Source organism: Allobosea sp. CS1GBMeth4, from assembly GCF_900185715.1.
In the GTDB taxonomy this organism is placed as follows: Bacteria; Pseudomonadota; Alphaproteobacteria; order Rhizobiales; family Beijerinckiaceae; genus Allobosea.
In genome coordinates this window covers 149,614-164,780 of record NZ_FYAS01000003.1, presented here as the reverse complement: position 1 = coordinate 164,780, position 15,167 = coordinate 149,614, and the positions used below count along the sequence as shown (strand labels likewise).

The following is a 15,167-nucleotide window of genomic DNA, read 5'->3' as shown; positions in this document are numbered from 1 at the left end:
GAGCCATGCTGACCCGCCGCTTCGTCCTCACCGCCTGCCTCGGCCTCGTCCCGGCGACGCCGGTCCTCGCCCAGGCCTTGAGCGGCGGTCCCGGCGCGCCGCCGCGGGCCGTGCCGCCACCGGCGGGCGTGCCGGGGCCCGACATCGCCCCGCCGCCGCCACGTCCGCCCCGCCCGCCGGCGCCGGCTTATGACGAGGACGATGTCGACTACGGCATCAGCCGCCGCGAGGCCGTACGCATCGCCCGCCGCCGCGGCGTCGTCGATGTCGAAGGCGTCCGCCGCGGCCGCGGCGTCTGGATCGTCTCGGGCACCGACGACGATGGCTACGACATCAGTGTCGTCGTCGACGATCGCGGCTATGTCGTCGAGGTCAGGCGCGACTGAGGTTAGCCGGCCCGCAGGGCGGCGTCGAAGGCGTCCTGCAGCATCTGTCGGCACTGCCGCGCCTGCTCACGGCTGGGCTCGTGCACGATATGCGGCGTGATGTCGGCGAGGTCGCGCAGGGCGAAGTCGATCGCCGACAGCAGATCGAGCGCATCGCCCTCGTGCGCGACGGCCGGCGGCTTCAAACGGAACTGCAAGACCTGACCCATCAAGACCTGACCCATTACGCGTCTCACGAGACTGAAGGCGAATCGTTGCACCTGAGTCTCGTCCGCAATCGGTCAGGAACCGGTTAACGCCCGATCCTGGGATCGCGGTGCGGCCTCATTTCTTCTCGACGTTCCAGAACAGCATCACCGGTGCCGCCAGCACGCCGGAGACGTTCGTGCGCCTGGCATAGGGCTGGTCGAACTGGCCGAGCACGCGATAGGGCTGCATCTCGGCCAGCCGCTTGTGCAGCGCCTCGACGGCGGCCTTGCGGGCAGCATCGTCGGGCGCGTCGATCACCGCCCCGCGCAGCCTTTCCGCCTCGGCGTCGCAGGGCCAGCCGGCCCAGGCCTTCTCGCAAGCCATGTTGGTGCCGATATTGGTCATCGGCGACTGCATGGTCGCACCCGAGGCATAGGTCACGAACAGATTCCAGCCGCCCTGGTCCGGCGGGTTCCTGTTCTGCTGGCGCGTGGTGACGGTGCCCCAGTCCGAGAACTGGACGTCGACATTGACGCCGACCTTCTTGAGCTGCGCCGCCGCGACCTCGGCCATGCGGCCGATCGGGGCGATGTCGTTGCTGGTGCTGAGCACCAGCTTCTCGCCCTTGTAGCCGGCTTCCGCCAGGAGTTGCTTCGCCCTCTCCAGGTCGGGCCGGGCGTAGCCCTCCGTGCCGGCCTGGGTGCCGTTCGGTCCGCCGCAGATGAAATAGGCGTTGCAGCGCTTCCACCATTGCTCGTCCCCGAAGCCGCCGGCCAGGAACTCGGCCTGGTCGGTGGCGTAGGCGAGGGCGAGGCGCGCCTTCGGATCGTTGAACGGCGGGTGCAGGCTGTTCGGCCGCAGCATCACCTGGTTGGCGAGGTTGGAATAGCGCTCGACCTTGACGTCCCTGGCCGCCGCGACCACGGGGATCAGGTCCTGGCTCGGCTGTTCCCAGATATCGATCTCGCCGGTCTGCAGCGCGGCGGCGGCGGTCGCCGGGTCGGGCATGATCACCCATTCGACCCGGTCGACCTTGACGACGCGTCCGCCGGCGAGCCCGTCGGCCGGCTCGGAGCGCGGCACATAGTCCGGGTTCCGGTCGTAGACGACCTTGGCGCCGCTGCGCCATTCGGCGCGATTGAACCGGAACGGCCCGGAGCCGATCGTCTCGGTCACCGGCTTCATCGGGTCGGTCGCCGCGTCGGCCTCGCGCATGATCACCGGGATCTGGCCGACGGCCGAGCCGAGCGCGAAGGGCACCAGCGCCATGGGCTTCTTCAGCCTGAGCACGAAGGTCCGCTCGTCCTTCGCCTCCATCGCCTCCGTGTATTCGCCGAGCTTGCCGCCGATCGTGTCGCGCGCCATCCAGCGCTTCAGCGAGGCGACGACGTCGCGCGTCGTCACCGGCTGGCCGTCATGGAACTTCAGGCCCGGCCGCAAGGTGAAGCTCCACGACAGCCCGTCGGACGCAGTCGCGAAGCTCTCGACCATCTGCGGCTTCGGCTGGAGGTTGGCGTCCCAGGCGAACAGCGTCTCGTAGATCATCAGCCCGTGCATGCGGGTGATCACGATCGAGGCGGCGACGGGGTCGAGCGTCTTGAGGTCGGCATGCGGAGCGACCCGCAGCACGCTCTTCGGCGCCGGCTGCGCCTGTGCGCCGGCCGCGAGAACGAGCGCGGTCGCGCCGATGAGCGCCGTGGCGAGACGGGATCGGATCATGGCTGGCCTCCCTGGTCGATGCGTTGGAAATGCAAGATGCGCGAACGATGGCTGGCGAGCCGCAGGCTGCCGTCCGGCTGCAGCCAGAGGCAGGGCCGGTGCCGCCAGGGGCCGTGCGTCAGATCGGCCAGCGCCCGCCCGCCGGGCAGCGGCGTCAGCCGCGTCTCGCGGCCGATCGTTCCGGCCCAAGGCCAGGACGCCGTGCCGTCGGCGCGTATCGTGACCTCGACCCCGAGGCGAGCATCGCGCCAGCGCCCGACCAGGCGCTCGTCGAGCCTCGTCTCGGCCGGCACCGGCAGCAGCCGGCGCGACACGCCGCCGATCCGGCCGGCGAGCGCGCCGCCGGCCTCGGGCTTCAGGGCGATCTCGAGATAGGCCGGCAGGCTGCGCAGGCCGCCAGCGCCATCCGCGACCAGCTTCTCGTAGCCGCCCATGAAGCTGATCGCACCGCCGGCGAACTCGGCCCAGAACGGCCCCTGCTCGGTCGCGTAGAGCCCGTTCGGCAGGGTCTCGGGGTCGCTCGGCAGGGCCTCGCCGAGCAGGGCCGCCAGCACGCGCAGCGCCGGCCAGAGCGCATCCTCCTCACGATTGGTCAGAACGACGACGCCGACGCCCTGCTCCGGAGCGATCAGCATATGGTTGCGATAGCCGGTGAGCGAGCCGCCATGGCCGATGATGCTGATACCGCCGAGCCGGCTCGCGACCAGGCCGAGCCGGTAGCCGCTCTCGCCGCCATCGGCAAACCGGCGTGGCGCCGCCAGCCGGTCGAGCAGCCCGGCATGAGTGCCGCGCCCGGCCATCAGCGCGGCGGCCCAGCGCGCCAGCCCGGCCGCGCTGCCGGCCATGCCGCCGGAGGCCGAGAAGTTGAAGCCGTACTGGCCGCGCCGCCAGGCCTTCCCGTCATGCCAATAGCCGGTGGCGAGACCAGGGACCGCTTCGGTCTCGTCCGAGACGAAGCGGATCGGCAGCGAGTCCGGTGCCATCAGCTCGTCGATCAACTGCGCGTAGCGCTTGCCGGTCCTGCGCTCGAGGATCGCCTGCGCCAGCCGCCAGCCGGTGTTGGAATACGCCATCTCGGTGCCGGGCTCGGCGTTGAGCCCCGGCAGGCGGCGGGCGGCCGCGAGAATCTCGGCGGCGGAAAGGCTCGCCGTGAAGGGCGTGCCTTGCTGCCAGAGCGCCTCCATCATGTCCGGCAGCGCCCCGGTCATGTCGAGCGCCCGGCCGAGCGGGACGGCGCCGAGCGGGGCCGGCAGTTCGGGCAGGACGCTGCCGAGCGCCTCGTCCAGCGGCACGCCCTCGCGCAGCAGCACGGCGGCACAGATATGCTTGCTGATCGAGGCCAGCCGGTTCTGCGTGTCGGGAGTGAAGGGCAGGCGATGCTCGATCACGGCAAAGCCGCCGCTCGCGCTCTCGCGCACGCCCTCGCGGTCGAACAGCACGACGGCGCCGCCCGGCCCACCCTGGCGTGTCCACGGCTCGGTGATCGCCTGTGCCTCGCTGCGCCCTCTCGTCCAGTCGACCATGCGCGTCTCGTCCCGGCGATCCGTCCCGGATGGAACTGTCGCGGATAAGGGGGCGGCTAGGCAATCCTCCCGGCCATGCGTCGGGGGCTGAGCCGCCCGTCATGAAAGCGGCACAATCGCTGGTCGATGCTGCCGCGGGCTTGCCCGCGCGGCGGGCTTGCTGGACCGCGCCCCGGCCTTGTCGGAGATTGCGGATTTGAGGAAGCTATATTGAGGAGGCGGATTGGCATGAAGCGCGCAGTGTTCGTGGCCGGAGCCCTCGGTTTCGCCGGCATCGTGGCGGGTTGCTCGCAGCCGCAGCGCTTTGGCGCACCGACGCCCGGGCCGGCGCCGGGTGGCACCGCGATGACCAAGCGGATCGTCAGCGACGGCGCCGGCGGCCTGCAATTGCCGGACGGAACGCGCGTCCAGACCGATCAGAGCGGCGGCTTCACCCTGCCGAACGGGGCCTATGTCCGGCGCGACCGTTCCGGCGCGCTCAACCTGCCGAACGGCTCGCGCTGCGTACCTGACAATCAGGGCGGCTACGTCTGCCCGTGAGCGCGGACGGCTCAGCCCGTCTCGGCGACATGGTTGAAGAAGTCGGGCGTGCCCATCTGGCCGCCCTTCAGCACGATGTCGAGGCCGTCGAGGCCGGGATCGTCGCTATGGGCGCGGCAGAGCGGCGCGCCCGGCGTGCAGGGCGAGCGATAGGACAGGCCCCAGAGAGCGAGCGAGCGGATCGCCAGCGTCGAGGTGTCGCCGCCGGCGACGACCAGCCGCGCGATCCGCGCCTCGGCCATGATGGCGCGCAGCAGCGCCCCGGTCGCGGCCGCGACCTTGCCGGTCTCGGCGGGCGCGCCGGCCGGCCTGTCGGTGATCAGCATGACGTTGCGCCGCTCCAGGCGAGTCAGCGTCTCGCTGCATAGCGCGTCCAGATAGGCGGGCTCGCCGGTCAACCGTGCCGGGTCGATCGCGATCCGCGCATAGCCAGCGGCGAGTTCGACCTGCGCGCGGGTCACAGGCGAGAGGCTGCCGACCAGCGCGAGCAGGTTGCCGCCCGACTCGGGACGCGCCAGCCTCGGCATCCCCATTCGCGCAGCCTGGGGGAAGCCGGCGAAGGCCTGCGCCACCGAACTGGCGCCGATCGCGAGCATCGGCCCCGCCTCCATCCGCTCGCGCAGCAAAGCGCCGATCGCCATGAGATCGGAAGGCCGCGAGACGTCGAAGAGCACGGAATCGGGCTTGTCGGCGAGCGCCGCATCGAGGGCCTGACCGGCTCCGTCGCCGTCATGGCTGCGATAGTCGACCAGCGCGATGCGCTCCATCCCCTGCGCTGCCAGATGCCGGCGCAGATCGGCCTCCCCCATCGGCGTCACCGGATGCACGCTCATCGTCGGATGGCGATCGATGCGGTGGACGCTGCCGCCGGCCCCCGCCGCGGCGAAGAGATGGCCGAACAGGCAGTAGCGCCCGAGATTGGGCTGGCCGCCGATGATCGGCAGGAGCCGATTGGGGAAATGGGGCTTCAGGGCGCGCGCCGCTGCGCCGAGGCTGCCGGTGCCGGGCGCGCTGTCGAAGGTCGAGCAGCATTTGTAGTGCAGCAGGCCGACCCCGAGGCGGGCGAAGAAGCGGCCGGCCTCGTCCAGCTCCAGGGCCATCGCCTCCGGCGCCATCGCCCGCGTCGCACCGGCGATGCCGACCGCCTCGAGCGGGCCGGCGCTGGCGAGCTGCGTCGGGGTCGGGATGCGCAGGAACAGCAGGGCCCGCCGGCCCGCTTCCGCAAGCGTGGCGAGCGTGTCGGTGGCGCCGGTGAAGTCGTCGCCATACCAGCCGTAGCGGGGCGCCTCGTCGACCATGCTCAGCCGGAACCCTTGCCGAAGAAGGCGAGCGCCTGCGCGAGCTCGCGGTGTGCCTTCGCCGCCTCGCTCAGCGGCTCGCCCGCCGCGACAGCCTCCCAGGCCTGGCGGATGCTGGCGACGCCGGCCGCCGCGCCGCCCGGATGGGCGAGGATGCCGCCGCCCGCCATGAAGAGCAGGTCGTCATGGCCGATCGCGTCCCAGGTCGGCTGGGCGGTGCCCGCCCATTGGCCGGAGGAGAAGGCCGGCAGCACGCGGTCGTCGACGCCGTCCGCCAGCGGCGTGACGCAGTCCCTGGCCGAACTCACCACCTCCTCGTCCTCCTGCGCGAACTTGCCCTGCAGGCCATGGACATGCATGTGGTCGACGCCGGCGAGACGCCACAGCGTCTGGTAGGCCTGGAAGCCGATGCCGAGCAGAGGATGGCGCGAGAGCGCGCCGAAGCCGTTACGATGGCCGTGCAGGGCGAGGCTGGTCGAGCGGCGCAGCGTCTCGACCGCCGAAAAGCCGCACCAGTTCAGGCTGACCATGACGCAGGAGCCGCCCTCGCGCTCGACCAGCTCGGCATGGCGGCGCATCTGGTCGGTCTCGGCGGTGATGTTGAAGGCGACCATCACCGCCTTGCCGGTGCGGTCCTGATGGCGGCGCACCGCGGCCATCACCGCGGGGACGCGCAGGGCCAGCGGCGCGTGCATCGGATCGGCGCAGATCTCGTCGTCCTTGATGAAGTCGAGCCCGGCGGCGCAGAGCCGGCCGACCAGTTCGGCGGTCTCGTGCGGGCGCAGGCCGACATTGGGCTTGATGATCGAGCCGATCATCGGCCCCCGCGCCACGCCGGTCGCCCGGCGGGTGCCGGCGATGCCGCGCGCCGGCAACGGAAACCGGCGGCGATAGGCGGCCGGCAGGGCCATGCTCTCCAGCCGGAGGCCGGTGACTTCGCCGAGATCAAACAGGTTGCCGGCGACGATCGCGGCCAGGGTCGGCAGATTGGCTCCGACATTGTCGACGGGGAAGGAGAGGCTGACCCGGGCCCGCCGCCAGGGGCCTTCTGCGCCTTTCCGCGCCAGCCAGGCATTGGGCAGGCTCGGCTCGGCGGCGCTCTCCAGCTCCTCGACCGCGATGACCACGGCGCGCGTGCGGTCGCGCAACTCGTCGGTCTCGCCGGCGACGCGGGTGAAGGTGCCGCTCGACTGCTCGCCGGCCATCACCTCGGCGACCTTGCGGGGCTCGAGCGGCGTCTCGATCAGATAGGTGGCTTCGAACCGTTCAGCAGCCATCGTCATTTTCCGAAGTCGTCGCTTCCGACGTTGCGAGCGTAGCGAAGCAATCCAGGAGGTCTCGCGCAATCCTTCTGGATTGCTTCGTCGGCTTCGCCTCCTCGCAATGACGAGAGGTCGCCATGGTCGCTCAGAGCTTGCCGAGATCGGGGAACGGACGCACCGGGTCCCTGCCGTCCCAGTTGTCCGCGGCCTCCCGGATCAGCCGGAACATCTCGCCCTTCGGCCCGGCGACCTCGGAAAGCTCGATCACCGTGCCGGGATGGTAGTGCGTGTCGAAATAGACGAAACGGCCGCGTTCGCCGACCTCGCCCGACATCACCGGCTCGAAGCCCTCGGCCAGGAGCCGCTCCAGATCGGCGTCGTAATCGGAGGTCCAGTAGGCGACGTGCTGCAGGCCGCTATGGCCAGCATCGGTGAAGTCCTTGTACATGGACGGCACCGCGTTGCGGCACTGGATCAATTCGATCTGCAGCGGGCCGGAATTGGCGAGCGCCACCGAGTTGTGCGGCTCATAGGCCTCGCCCTTGTAGCGGTAGTTCCGGATCGGGACCCTGGGATTGTAGAAGAACGGCCCGACGCCGAGCACCCGGCTCCAATAGTCCATCGCCGCCTCGATATCGGGGACGACATAGCCGGCCTGACGGATCTGGCCAAAATGACGGCTCATGGTGCTTTCCTGCGAAGATCGGTGGTTGAGCGCTAGAGGAAGCCGGTGGAGAACCACGGCACGGCGGCGACGACGACGAGGCCGATCAGGAGGGCGGCGACATAGGCCCAGATGTACCTCAGGCCCTCGTCGGGATTGATCTTCGAGATCGCGCAGGCGCCGTAATAGCCGACGCCGAAGGGCGGGGCGAAAAGCCCGATGCCCATCGCGAAGATCACGACCATGGCGTAATGCACCTCGTGCACGCCGATCTGCCTGGCGATCGGGAAGAGCAGGGGCCCGAACAGCACGATCGCCGGGATGCCCTCGAGCACGCTGCCGAGGATGACGAAAGCGACGATCGAGATGGCGAGGAAACCCCAGCTTCCGCCGGGCACAGCCGCCATCACCCTGGCGAGGTCCTGCGAGAAGCCCGATTGGGTCAGGCCCCAGGCCATGGCCGTGGCGCAGCCGATGATGAAGATGATCGCGCCGGTGAGCGAGGCGGTGTCGACCAGCATGCGCCCGAGCCGGCGCCACTCGAAGCGGCGGTAGATCAGGAGGCCGGCCAGCACCGCATAGGCGATGCCGATGGTCGAGACCTCGGTCGCGGTGGCGACGCCTTCCACGACCGCGGCGCGGATGACGAAGGGGAGCGCGATGGCGGGAGCGGCGATCAGGCACAGCCGGGCGATCTCGCGCTTCGAATGTTTGACGACATGGCCGAGGTCCTCGCCCCGGTTGCGCCACCAGACGACGAGGCAGAGCGCGATGCCGAGCACGACCGCCGGCAGCATGCCGCCGGTGAACAGCGCCGCGATCGAGACGCCGGTGACCGAGCCGATGGTGATCAGCACGATCGAGGGCGGGATCGTCTCGGTCTGCGCGCCCGTTGCCGAGAGCAGCGCGACGAGGTCGCCCGGCTTGGCGCCGCGCTTCTGCATCTCTGGGAACAGCACCGGGGCGATCGCCGCCATGTCGGCGATCTTCGAGCCGGAAATACCGGAGACCAGGTACATCGCGCCGACCAGCACATAGGACAGCCCGCCGCGGACATGGCCGAGCAGCGAGGCGAGGAACTGGATCATGGCGCGCGCCATGCCGGTCATCTCGATCAGCGCACCGAGGAAGATGAACAGCGGCACGGCGAGCAGGATGAGATGGCTCATGCCTTCGTCGAGCCGGCCGACCATGACGACCATCGGCGTCGAGGTCGTCAGCGAGAGATAGCCGAAGGTGGCGAGCGCGAAGGAGAAGGCGATCGGCACCCCGGCGAAGACGTTGGTCGCGACGATGCCGACGAAGAAGATCACCAGGTTGAGCTTGCCGAGCGGCTTCAGCACCGGGCCGAGCACCCAGAACAGCACGGTGAGCGCCGCCGTGATCGTGATCGCCAGCATGACGGTCTTCCAGGCGCCGAAGCGCAGCAGCCGGCAGAAGGCGGCGAACAGCATCAGCACGATGCCGATCGGCAGCGCCGCGGCGCGCCAGGAATTGGCGATCTCCAGCGCGGGCGTGACGATGAAGCGCTCGTCCTCGGCATAGTCGAGCGCGTCCGGCAGGATCATCGCCAGGAAGGCGATCGCGGCGGTGATGGCGAGCGCTTCGAGCAGGGTACGCGCCTGCGGGCCGACGCGGCTGACGAGCCCGGTCATGCGCATGTGCTCGCCGCGGCGCAGCGCCACGACCGCGCCGAGCATGGAGAGCCAGAGGAACAGGATCGAGGCGAGCTCGTCCGACCAGACCAGCGGCGCGTGGAAGACGTAGCGGGCGGTGACGCCGGCTCCGAGGATGACGATCTCGGCGAGGACGAGCACGGCCGCGACGAGCTCGACCGCCGTGCCGACGGCGCGGTCGAGCCTGCCGGCGAGGCGGCCGAGGCCGGTCGCCGGCAGGGCCGGCGGCGGCAGGGTGGCGGCGTGAGCGTCCATGGCGTGTCCTCGAGATCCGGTCCCGGCGAGCCTCAGGCGAGCTTGCCGACCGCCCCCTCGAGCAGGCCCCAGGCCTCGGCGCCGAAGCGCTCCTGCCATTCCTTGTAGAACCCGCCCTCGCGCAGCCTGGCCCGGAAGCTGTCGGGATTGGTCCTGTTGAAGGCGAGCCCCTTTGCTTGCAGGTCGGCCTGCACGGTTTCGTTGAGGCTCTTGATGTCGCCGCGCTGGGCGACGCCGGCATCGTTGATCGCGGCGGCGACGATCTTCTGGATGTCCGGCGGCAGTCCGCGCCAGGCCCGGCCATTGGCGATGAACCAGAAGCCGTCCCAGATATGGTTCGAGACCGCGCAGCTCTTCTGGACCTCGTAGAGCTTGGCGACCTGGATGATCGGCAGTGGATTCTCCTGCGCGTCGACCACCTTGGTCTGCAGCGCCGAATAGACCTCGGAGAACTGCAGGCTGGCCGGCGCGGCGCCCAGGGCCTTGAACATCGAGATCGAGAGCGGCGACACCGGCACGCGGATCTTGAGCGAGGCCATGTCGGCCGCCTGCTCGATCGCCTTGCCCGAGGTGGTCATCTGCCGGAAGCCATTGTCCCACATCTTCTCGAAGGCGTGGAGATTGACCTTCTCGATCGCGGCGCGGACATGCGCGCCGACCGGCCCGTCCATCGCCTTCCAGACCTGGTCGTAATCGGCGAAGGCGAAGCCGACCGCGTTGATCGCCGCGACCGGCACCAAAGTCGCGATCACCAGTGCCGAGGGGGTGAAGAAGGTGATGCCGCCATTGCGGACCTGGCTCAGCATGTCGGTGTCGCCGCCGAGCTGGTTGTTCGGGAAGATCTTGATCTCGACGCGCCCGTTGGTCTCCTTCGCGACCCGGTCGGCCGCCTGCTGGGCGCGGATGTTCAGCGGGTGGCTGAGCGGCAGGTTGTTGCCGTATTTCAGCTCGATCTCGGCGGCGCGCGCGATCATCGGCATGCCGATCAGCGATGCGGCGGGGGCGGCGGCAAGGCCCTTGACGAGGGTGCGGCGGCTCGGTCCGGTCATGATGTCCTCCCTTGCGGACGTGATGCGATTTGATCGCTCTTGCGTGCTTGACGCTCAGCATAGAAATCGCATCTGATGGCTTTCAAGCTCATTTTCTGATGGTTTTTGATGGAATGAATGCGCCAACCTTCAAGGCCGCCGAGGGGGCCGAAGCATCCGCGCCACGCCGCCGCCAGATGGCGCGGATCGAGGACGTGGCGCGGTTGGCGGGGGTCTCGACCGCGACGGTCGACCGGGTCCTGAACCAGCGCCCGGGCGTCAGGCCGGCTACGGTGCAGCGCGTGCTCAGGGCGGCCGGAGAGCTCGGCTATGTCATGGAGGGCGCGCTGCCGGCGAGCGCGCTGCGGCCGCTGCGGCTCGCCTTCCTGCTGCCGGCCGGGAACAATCGCTTCCTCGGCCTGCTCGGCCGGCTGATCGCAGGCTCGCACGACCAGCTCGCCTCATTCAACATGCGCGCAAGGGTCGAGCATATCGAGAGCTTCAAGCCCGAGCTGCTCGCCCATGAGCTCCGCCGGATCGGCCGCGAGGTCGACGGCGTCGCCTTCATGGCGCTGGAGCATCCGACCGTGCGCGAAGCGGTGGATTTCCTGGCCGAGCGCGGCGTGCCGAGCGTCACACTGATCTCTGACATCGCCAACACCGCCCGCGCCGCCTATGTCGGGCTCGACAATCGCGCCGCCGGGCGCACCGCCGGCCAGCTCATCGCCCGCTTCATCGGGCCGCGCCGGGCGAAGGTGGCGATGATCGCCGGCAGCCTCAGCTATCGCGCCCATGAGGAGCGCGAAATGGGCTTCCTGCACCTGTTCGAGGAGCTCTATCCGGACATCGAGGTCGTCGGCCTGCGCGAGGGCCATGACGACGAGGCCAAGAACTATCGCCAGACCCGGATGCTGCTCGGCCAGCATCCGGGTCTGGCCGGCATCTACAATATCGGCGGCGGGCCGGAAGGCATCGCAAGGGCGCTGAAGGAGGCGGGGCGGCAGGACGTCGTCTTCGTCGGGCACGGGCTGACGCCGGAGACGCGCGCCCTTCTCGTCGACGGCACGATGGACGCGGTCATCACCCAGCAGCCGCAGGCGACGCTGATGAGCTGCGTTGCGATCTTCGCCAATCTGCGCGCCGGAAGGCCCGCGGCCGAGGGCACGGCCAGGCCCGGCATCGAGATCGTGCTGCGCGAGAACCTGCCCTGATCAGCTATGCGCGTTCCGCCAGCGCCCGTGCGATCGCCGCCCGGAACTCCGGGATGCCGAGCCCCTTCTCGCTGGAGGTCAGCAGCACCTCGGGGAAGGCCGCCGGGCGCCGCCTGATCTTCGCGGCCGTCGCCTCGACCATCGCCTCCTGCTCGGAGGCCTTGAGGGCATCGCCCTTGGTCAGGACGATTTGGTAGGACACCGCCGCCTTGTCGAGCGTCTCCAGCACGGCGCCGTCGACGTCCTTCAGCCCGTGGCGGGCGTCGATCAGCACATAGACGCGCATCAGATTGGCGCGGCCGCGCAGATAGTCGTGGATCAGCCTGGTCCAGGCCGCGACCTTCTCCTTGCCGACGGCGGCATAGCCGTAGCCCGGCATGTCGACGATCGTCAGCCGCTCGTCATGGCCGACCTGCCGGAAGAAGTTGAGCTGCTGGGTCCGGCCCGGCGTGTGCGAGGTCCGCGCCAGCGCGTTGCGGCGGGTCAGCGCGTTGATCAGGCTCGATTTGCCGACATTCGAGCGGCCGGCGAAGGCGATCTCCTGGCCGACCATGGGCGGCAGGTCGTCGATCCGGGTCGAGGCCCAGACGAACTCCCACGGCCCCTCGAAGAGCTTGCGGGCGGATTCGAGCTCGTCGTCGCTGAAGGGCGTGGTCTGATCTGAGGTCATCGCCCCTGCCTACACGGCGGCGCGCAGCGCGTCGATGTCCGCGCCGGCGATCAGGGGCAGGTTGCGCGCGATCTTCTCGGGTTCCCAATCCCACCAGCGGATCGCGAGCAGCGCCGCGACCACCTCCGGCGCAAAGCGCAGCTTCACGACGCGGCCGGGATTGCCGACGACGATCGCATAGGGCGGCACGTCGCGCGAGACCTGGGCGCGGGTGCCGATGATCGCGCCGTCGCCGATGGTGATGCCCGGCATGATCACCGCCTCGCGGCCGATCCAGACATCGTTGCCGATCACGGTGTCGCCGCGCAGCGGCAGGCCGTCGCGGGTGAAATCGGGCACGTTCTCGAAGCCGAACATGCCGAACGGATAGGTCGAGAAGCCGCTCATCGGGTGGTTGGCGCCGTTCATGATGAACTGCGCCGCCTGGGCGATCGCGACGAACTTGCCGATGATCAGCCGGTCACCGATGAAGTCGAAATGATAGCGCACGCAGCGGGCGAGGAAATGCTCGGGCCCGCGCGAATCGTCATAATAGGAGTAGTCGCCGACCTCGACGAGCGGATGGTCGACGACGGCCTTGAGGAAGGCCGTGCCCTTCCAGCCGGCGATCGGATGGCGGGTTTTCGGATCGGGCAGGGGCATCGAAGAACCTCACGGTCATCCCGACCAAACCCTCGGGTCCGACCTTCGGTCGGCCCAAGGATGAACTCGGCGAAGAGCCGGGATCCATGCCGGGGCCTGGATCGGAGAGGTTCAGGCATGGATCCCGGGTCGACCTTCGGTCGCCCGGGATGACATCGTCAATGTTGGACGCCTACACGTCCAACGCCTCACTTCTTGTTGCTGTTCGCGGGCTTGGGCGGCGCGGCGCCGGCGGTCGCAGCGGCCGGCTTCTTGCCGAACAGGCCCTTGAGGTTGTCCCATAATTCGATCTTCACGCCGTGCTTCTTCATGATGAAGCCCTGCTGGGCGACCGAGAGCAGGTTGTTCCAGCTCCAGTAGATCACCAGGCCGGCCGGGAACGAGCCGAGCAGGAAGGTGAAGAACACCGGCATCCAGGTGAACATCGTCTTCTGGACCGGATCCGGCGGCTCCGGGTTCATCTTCATCTGCACGAACATCGTCACGCCCATGATGATCGGCCAGATGCCGAGATGCAGCATCGCCGGCGGCGTGAACGGCAGGAGGCCGAACAGGTTGAAGAGATTGGTCGGGTCGGGCGCGGCGAGGTCGCGGATCCAGCCATAGAACGGCGCGTGCCGCATCTCGATGGTGATGAACAGGATCTTGTAGAGCGCGAAGAAGACCGGGATCTGCACCAGCACCGGCCAGCAGCCGGCGAGCGGGTTGATCTTCTGGGTCTTGTACAGCTCCATCAGCGCCTGCTGCTGCTTCATCTTGTCGTCGGCATAGCGCTCGCGGATCGCCATCATCTCCGGCTGCACCGCCTTCATCTTCGCCATCGAGGCGTAGGACTTGTTGGCGAGCGGGAAGAACAGAAGCTTCAGCAGGACGGTGACGACCAGGATGGCGATGCCGAAATTGCCGACATGCTTGTAGACCCAGTCCATCACGTAGAACATCGGCTTCGTGATGAAGTAGAACCAGCCCCAGTCGATCATCAGCTCGAAGCGCTTGATGCCGAGGTTCTTCTCGTATCCGTCGATCGCGGCGACTTCCTTGGCGCCGGCGAACAGGCGCGAGGAGGCGCTGGCCGAGGCGCCCGGCGCGACGCTGACCGCCTCGCCGAGGAAGTCGGCCTGGTAGGTCCGCACCGGCCCGGTCTGGACCGAGGAGTAGCGGCCCTCGTATTTCCTGCCCTGGTCCGGGATCGCGGCGGCGGCCCAGTACTTGTCGGTGATGCCGACGAAACCGCCGACCACGTCCTTCCAGGCCTTGCCATGCGTCGCCGAGCCGAGCGCCGGCTCCTTGTCGATGGCGTCGTAGGTGTATTCCTGCAGGCCCTGCTCGCCGAGCGAGCCGATCATGCCCTCGTGCAGCACGTAGTAGCCGAGCGTCGCCGGCTTGCCGACGCGCACGACCTGGCCATAGGGATAGAGCGAAACCGGGCTGGCGCCCTTGTTCTCGACCTCGTCGCGGATCGAGAACATCGCGTTGTCGTCGACCGAGATGGTGCGCTTGAAGACGAGGCCCTGGCCGTTGTCCCAGGTCAGCGTCACCGGCTTGGCCGCGGTCAGGACGTCGCTGTCGGCGCTCCAGACCGTGGCGGCATTCGGCAGCGCAATAGTGGCGCCCGGCCCGGCGACCCAGCCGAAATCGGAATAATAGGCGTTCGGCCCGCCGGCCGGCGAGAGCAGCACGATGATCGGGCTCTTCGGGTCGACCGTCTCGTGATAGGCCTTGAGCGAGACGTCGTCGATCCGCGCGCCGGCGAGCGAGAGCGAGCCGGCGATCTTGGCCGTGTCGATCCGCAGGCGTGGGCCGGCGGCGAGCGCCGCCTCCCGGGTCGCCGCGGCGGGCGCGGCCGTGACCGGGGCCTGGCCGGGCTGTGCCGGTGCGGTGCCGCCCGGAACCGGAGCCGTGCCGGGCGCCGCCGGCGCCCCTGCGGGCTGCCCCGCCTGCTGGCCGGGTGCCTGCTGGCTCTGCGTCTGCTGGTTCTGCTGGGCGATCTGCTTCTGCTTCTCGGCCTGCGGCAGCCCGTAGAAATACTGCCAGCCGAGCAGCACGACGACCGAGAGAGCGATCGCCAGCAGCAGGTTGCGGTTGTCTTCTTTCATCTTCATGG

General features: G+C 69.2%; 14 protein-coding genes. 3 read left to right on the top strand and 11 right to left on the bottom strand.

Annotation, left to right across the window (positions count from 1 at the left end; all coding sequences use genetic code 11):
* Positions 1–386 (top strand): hypothetical protein (locus CS1GBM4_RS02145; RefSeq protein ID WP_186417033.1); only part of this gene is annotated, 386 nt, incomplete at its 5' end.
* 2 nt (positions 387–388) lie between these two features.
* Here the strand turns inward: CS1GBM4_RS02145 and CS1GBM4_RS02140 are convergent.
* The 3 genes from CS1GBM4_RS02140 to CS1GBM4_RS02130 all read right to left on the bottom strand — a co-directional run bounded on the left by CS1GBM4_RS02140 (position 389) and on the right by CS1GBM4_RS02130 (position 3,817).
* Entirely contained in the window at positions 389–595 is a 207-nt protein-coding gene (locus CS1GBM4_RS02140) for a hypothetical protein (RefSeq protein WP_186417032.1), read from the bottom strand.
* Positions 596–710: 115 nt separating this feature from the next.
* Positions 711–2,294 carry an ABC transporter substrate-binding protein gene (locus CS1GBM4_RS02135; protein WP_186417031.1) on the bottom strand — a complete coding sequence of 528 codons (1,584 nt, stop codon included), beginning with the start codon at positions 2,292–2,294 and terminating at the stop codon, positions 711–713.
* Complete coding sequence (locus CS1GBM4_RS02130; RefSeq protein ID WP_186417030.1) at positions 2,291–3,817, bottom strand: serine hydrolase domain-containing protein; 1,527 nt, start codon at positions 3,815–3,817, stop codon at positions 2,291–2,293. The genes CS1GBM4_RS02135 and CS1GBM4_RS02130 overlap by 4 nt, the downstream gene beginning before the upstream one ends.
* A gap of 228 nt (positions 3,818–4,045) precedes the next feature.
* On the opposite strand from CS1GBM4_RS02130, the gene CS1GBM4_RS02125 reads away from it, so the two are divergent.
* Positions 4,046–4,357, top strand: a complete 312-nt coding sequence (locus CS1GBM4_RS02125; RefSeq protein ID WP_186417029.1) for a hypothetical protein — start codon at positions 4,046–4,048, stop codon at positions 4,355–4,357.
* Between the two features lie 11 nt (positions 4,358–4,368).
* Here CS1GBM4_RS02125 and CS1GBM4_RS02120 read toward each other — a convergent pair whose 3' ends face one another.
* From CS1GBM4_RS02120 to CS1GBM4_RS02100, 5 genes are all read right to left on the bottom strand, one after another.
* Positions 4,369–5,655 (bottom strand): four-carbon acid sugar kinase family protein, encoded by a 1,287-nt coding sequence (locus tag CS1GBM4_RS02120; RefSeq protein ID WP_186417028.1) that lies wholly within the window; start codon positions 5,653–5,655, stop codon positions 4,369–4,371.
* A 2-nt stretch (positions 5,656–5,657) separates the two neighbouring features.
* Positions 5,658–6,932, bottom strand: a complete 1,275-nt coding sequence (locus CS1GBM4_RS02115; protein WP_186417027.1) for a ribulose-bisphosphate carboxylase large subunit family protein — start codon at positions 6,930–6,932, stop codon at positions 5,658–5,660.
* 130 nt (positions 6,933–7,062) lie between these two features.
* A complete protein-coding gene (locus CS1GBM4_RS02110; protein ID WP_186417026.1) occupies positions 7,063–7,602 on the bottom strand; it encodes a VOC family protein in 540 nt (179 codons plus the stop codon).
* A 32-nt stretch (positions 7,603–7,634) separates the two neighbouring features.
* A complete protein-coding gene (locus CS1GBM4_RS02105; protein ID WP_186417025.1) occupies positions 7,635–9,512 on the bottom strand; it encodes a TRAP transporter large permease subunit in 1,878 nt (625 codons plus the stop codon).
* Positions 9,513–9,544: 32 nt separating this feature from the next.
* Positions 9,545–10,561: a TRAP transporter substrate-binding protein gene (locus CS1GBM4_RS02100; RefSeq protein WP_186417024.1), complete on the bottom strand. Its 1,017-nt coding sequence runs from the start codon at positions 10,559–10,561 to the stop codon at positions 9,545–9,547.
* A gap of 113 nt (positions 10,562–10,674) precedes the next feature.
* On the opposite strand from CS1GBM4_RS02100, the gene CS1GBM4_RS02095 reads away from it, so the two are divergent.
* A complete protein-coding gene (locus CS1GBM4_RS02095; protein WP_186417023.1) occupies positions 10,675–11,751 on the top strand; it encodes a LacI family DNA-binding transcriptional regulator in 1,077 nt (358 codons plus the stop codon).
* Positions 11,752–11,755: 4 nt separating this feature from the next.
* Here the strand turns inward: CS1GBM4_RS02095 and yihA are convergent, their stop codons facing one another.
* The 3 genes from yihA to yidC form a co-directional block, all read right to left on the bottom strand.
* Positions 11,756–12,421 (bottom strand): ribosome biogenesis GTP-binding protein YihA/YsxC, encoded by a 666-nt coding sequence (yihA, locus tag CS1GBM4_RS02090; protein ID WP_186417022.1) that lies wholly within the window; start codon positions 12,419–12,421, stop codon positions 11,756–11,758.
* A gap of 9 nt (positions 12,422–12,430) precedes the next feature.
* A complete protein-coding gene (locus tag CS1GBM4_RS02085) occupies positions 12,431–13,063 on the bottom strand; it encodes a CatB-related O-acetyltransferase (RefSeq protein ID WP_186417021.1) in 633 nt (210 codons plus the stop codon).
* A gap of 188 nt (positions 13,064–13,251) precedes the next feature.
* Positions 13,252–15,159 (bottom strand): membrane protein insertase YidC, encoded by a 1,908-nt coding sequence (yidC, locus tag CS1GBM4_RS02080; protein WP_186417041.1) that lies wholly within the window; start codon positions 15,157–15,159, stop codon positions 13,252–13,254.
* Positions 15,160–15,167 lie beyond the last annotated feature (8 nt).

Coding starts and splice junctions, on each gene's coding strand:
- CS1GBM4_RS02140 (WP_186417032.1), bottom strand. CDS start 595: ATGGGTCAGGTCTTGCAGTTCCGTTTGAAGCCGCCGGCCGTCGCGCAC.
- CS1GBM4_RS02135 (WP_186417031.1), bottom strand. CDS start 2,294: ATGATCCGATCCCGTCTCGCCACGGCGCTCATCGGCGCGACCGCGCTC.
- CS1GBM4_RS02130 (WP_186417030.1), bottom strand. CDS start 3,817: ATGGTCGACTGGACGAGAGGGCGCAGCGAGGCACAGGCGATCACCGAG.
- CS1GBM4_RS02125 (WP_186417029.1), top strand. CDS start 4,046: ATGAAGCGCGCAGTGTTCGTGGCCGGAGCCCTCGGTTTCGCCGGCATC.
- CS1GBM4_RS02120 (WP_186417028.1), bottom strand. CDS start 5,655: ATGGTCGACGAGGCGCCCCGCTACGGCTGGTATGGCGACGACTTCACC.
- CS1GBM4_RS02115 (WP_186417027.1), bottom strand. CDS start 6,932: ATGGCTGCTGAACGGTTCGAAGCCACCTATCTGATCGAGACGCCGCTC.
- CS1GBM4_RS02110 (WP_186417026.1), bottom strand. CDS start 7,602: ATGAGCCGTCATTTTGGCCAGATCCGTCAGGCCGGCTATGTCGTCCCC.
- CS1GBM4_RS02105 (WP_186417025.1), bottom strand. CDS start 9,512: ATGGACGCTCACGCCGCCACCCTGCCGCCGCCGGCCCTGCCGGCGACC.
- CS1GBM4_RS02100 (WP_186417024.1), bottom strand. CDS start 10,561: ATGACCGGACCGAGCCGCCGCACCCTCGTCAAGGGCCTTGCCGCCGCC.
- CS1GBM4_RS02095 (WP_186417023.1), top strand. CDS start 10,675: ATGAATGCGCCAACCTTCAAGGCCGCCGAGGGGGCCGAAGCATCCGCG.
- yihA (WP_186417022.1), bottom strand. CDS start 12,421: ATGACCTCAGATCAGACCACGCCCTTCAGCGACGACGAGCTCGAATCC.
- CS1GBM4_RS02085 (WP_186417021.1), bottom strand. CDS start 13,063: ATGCCCCTGCCCGATCCGAAAACCCGCCATCCGATCGCCGGCTGGAAG.
- yidC (WP_186417041.1), bottom strand. CDS start 15,159: ATGAAAGAAGACAACCGCAACCTGCTGCTGGCGATCGCTCTCTCGGTC.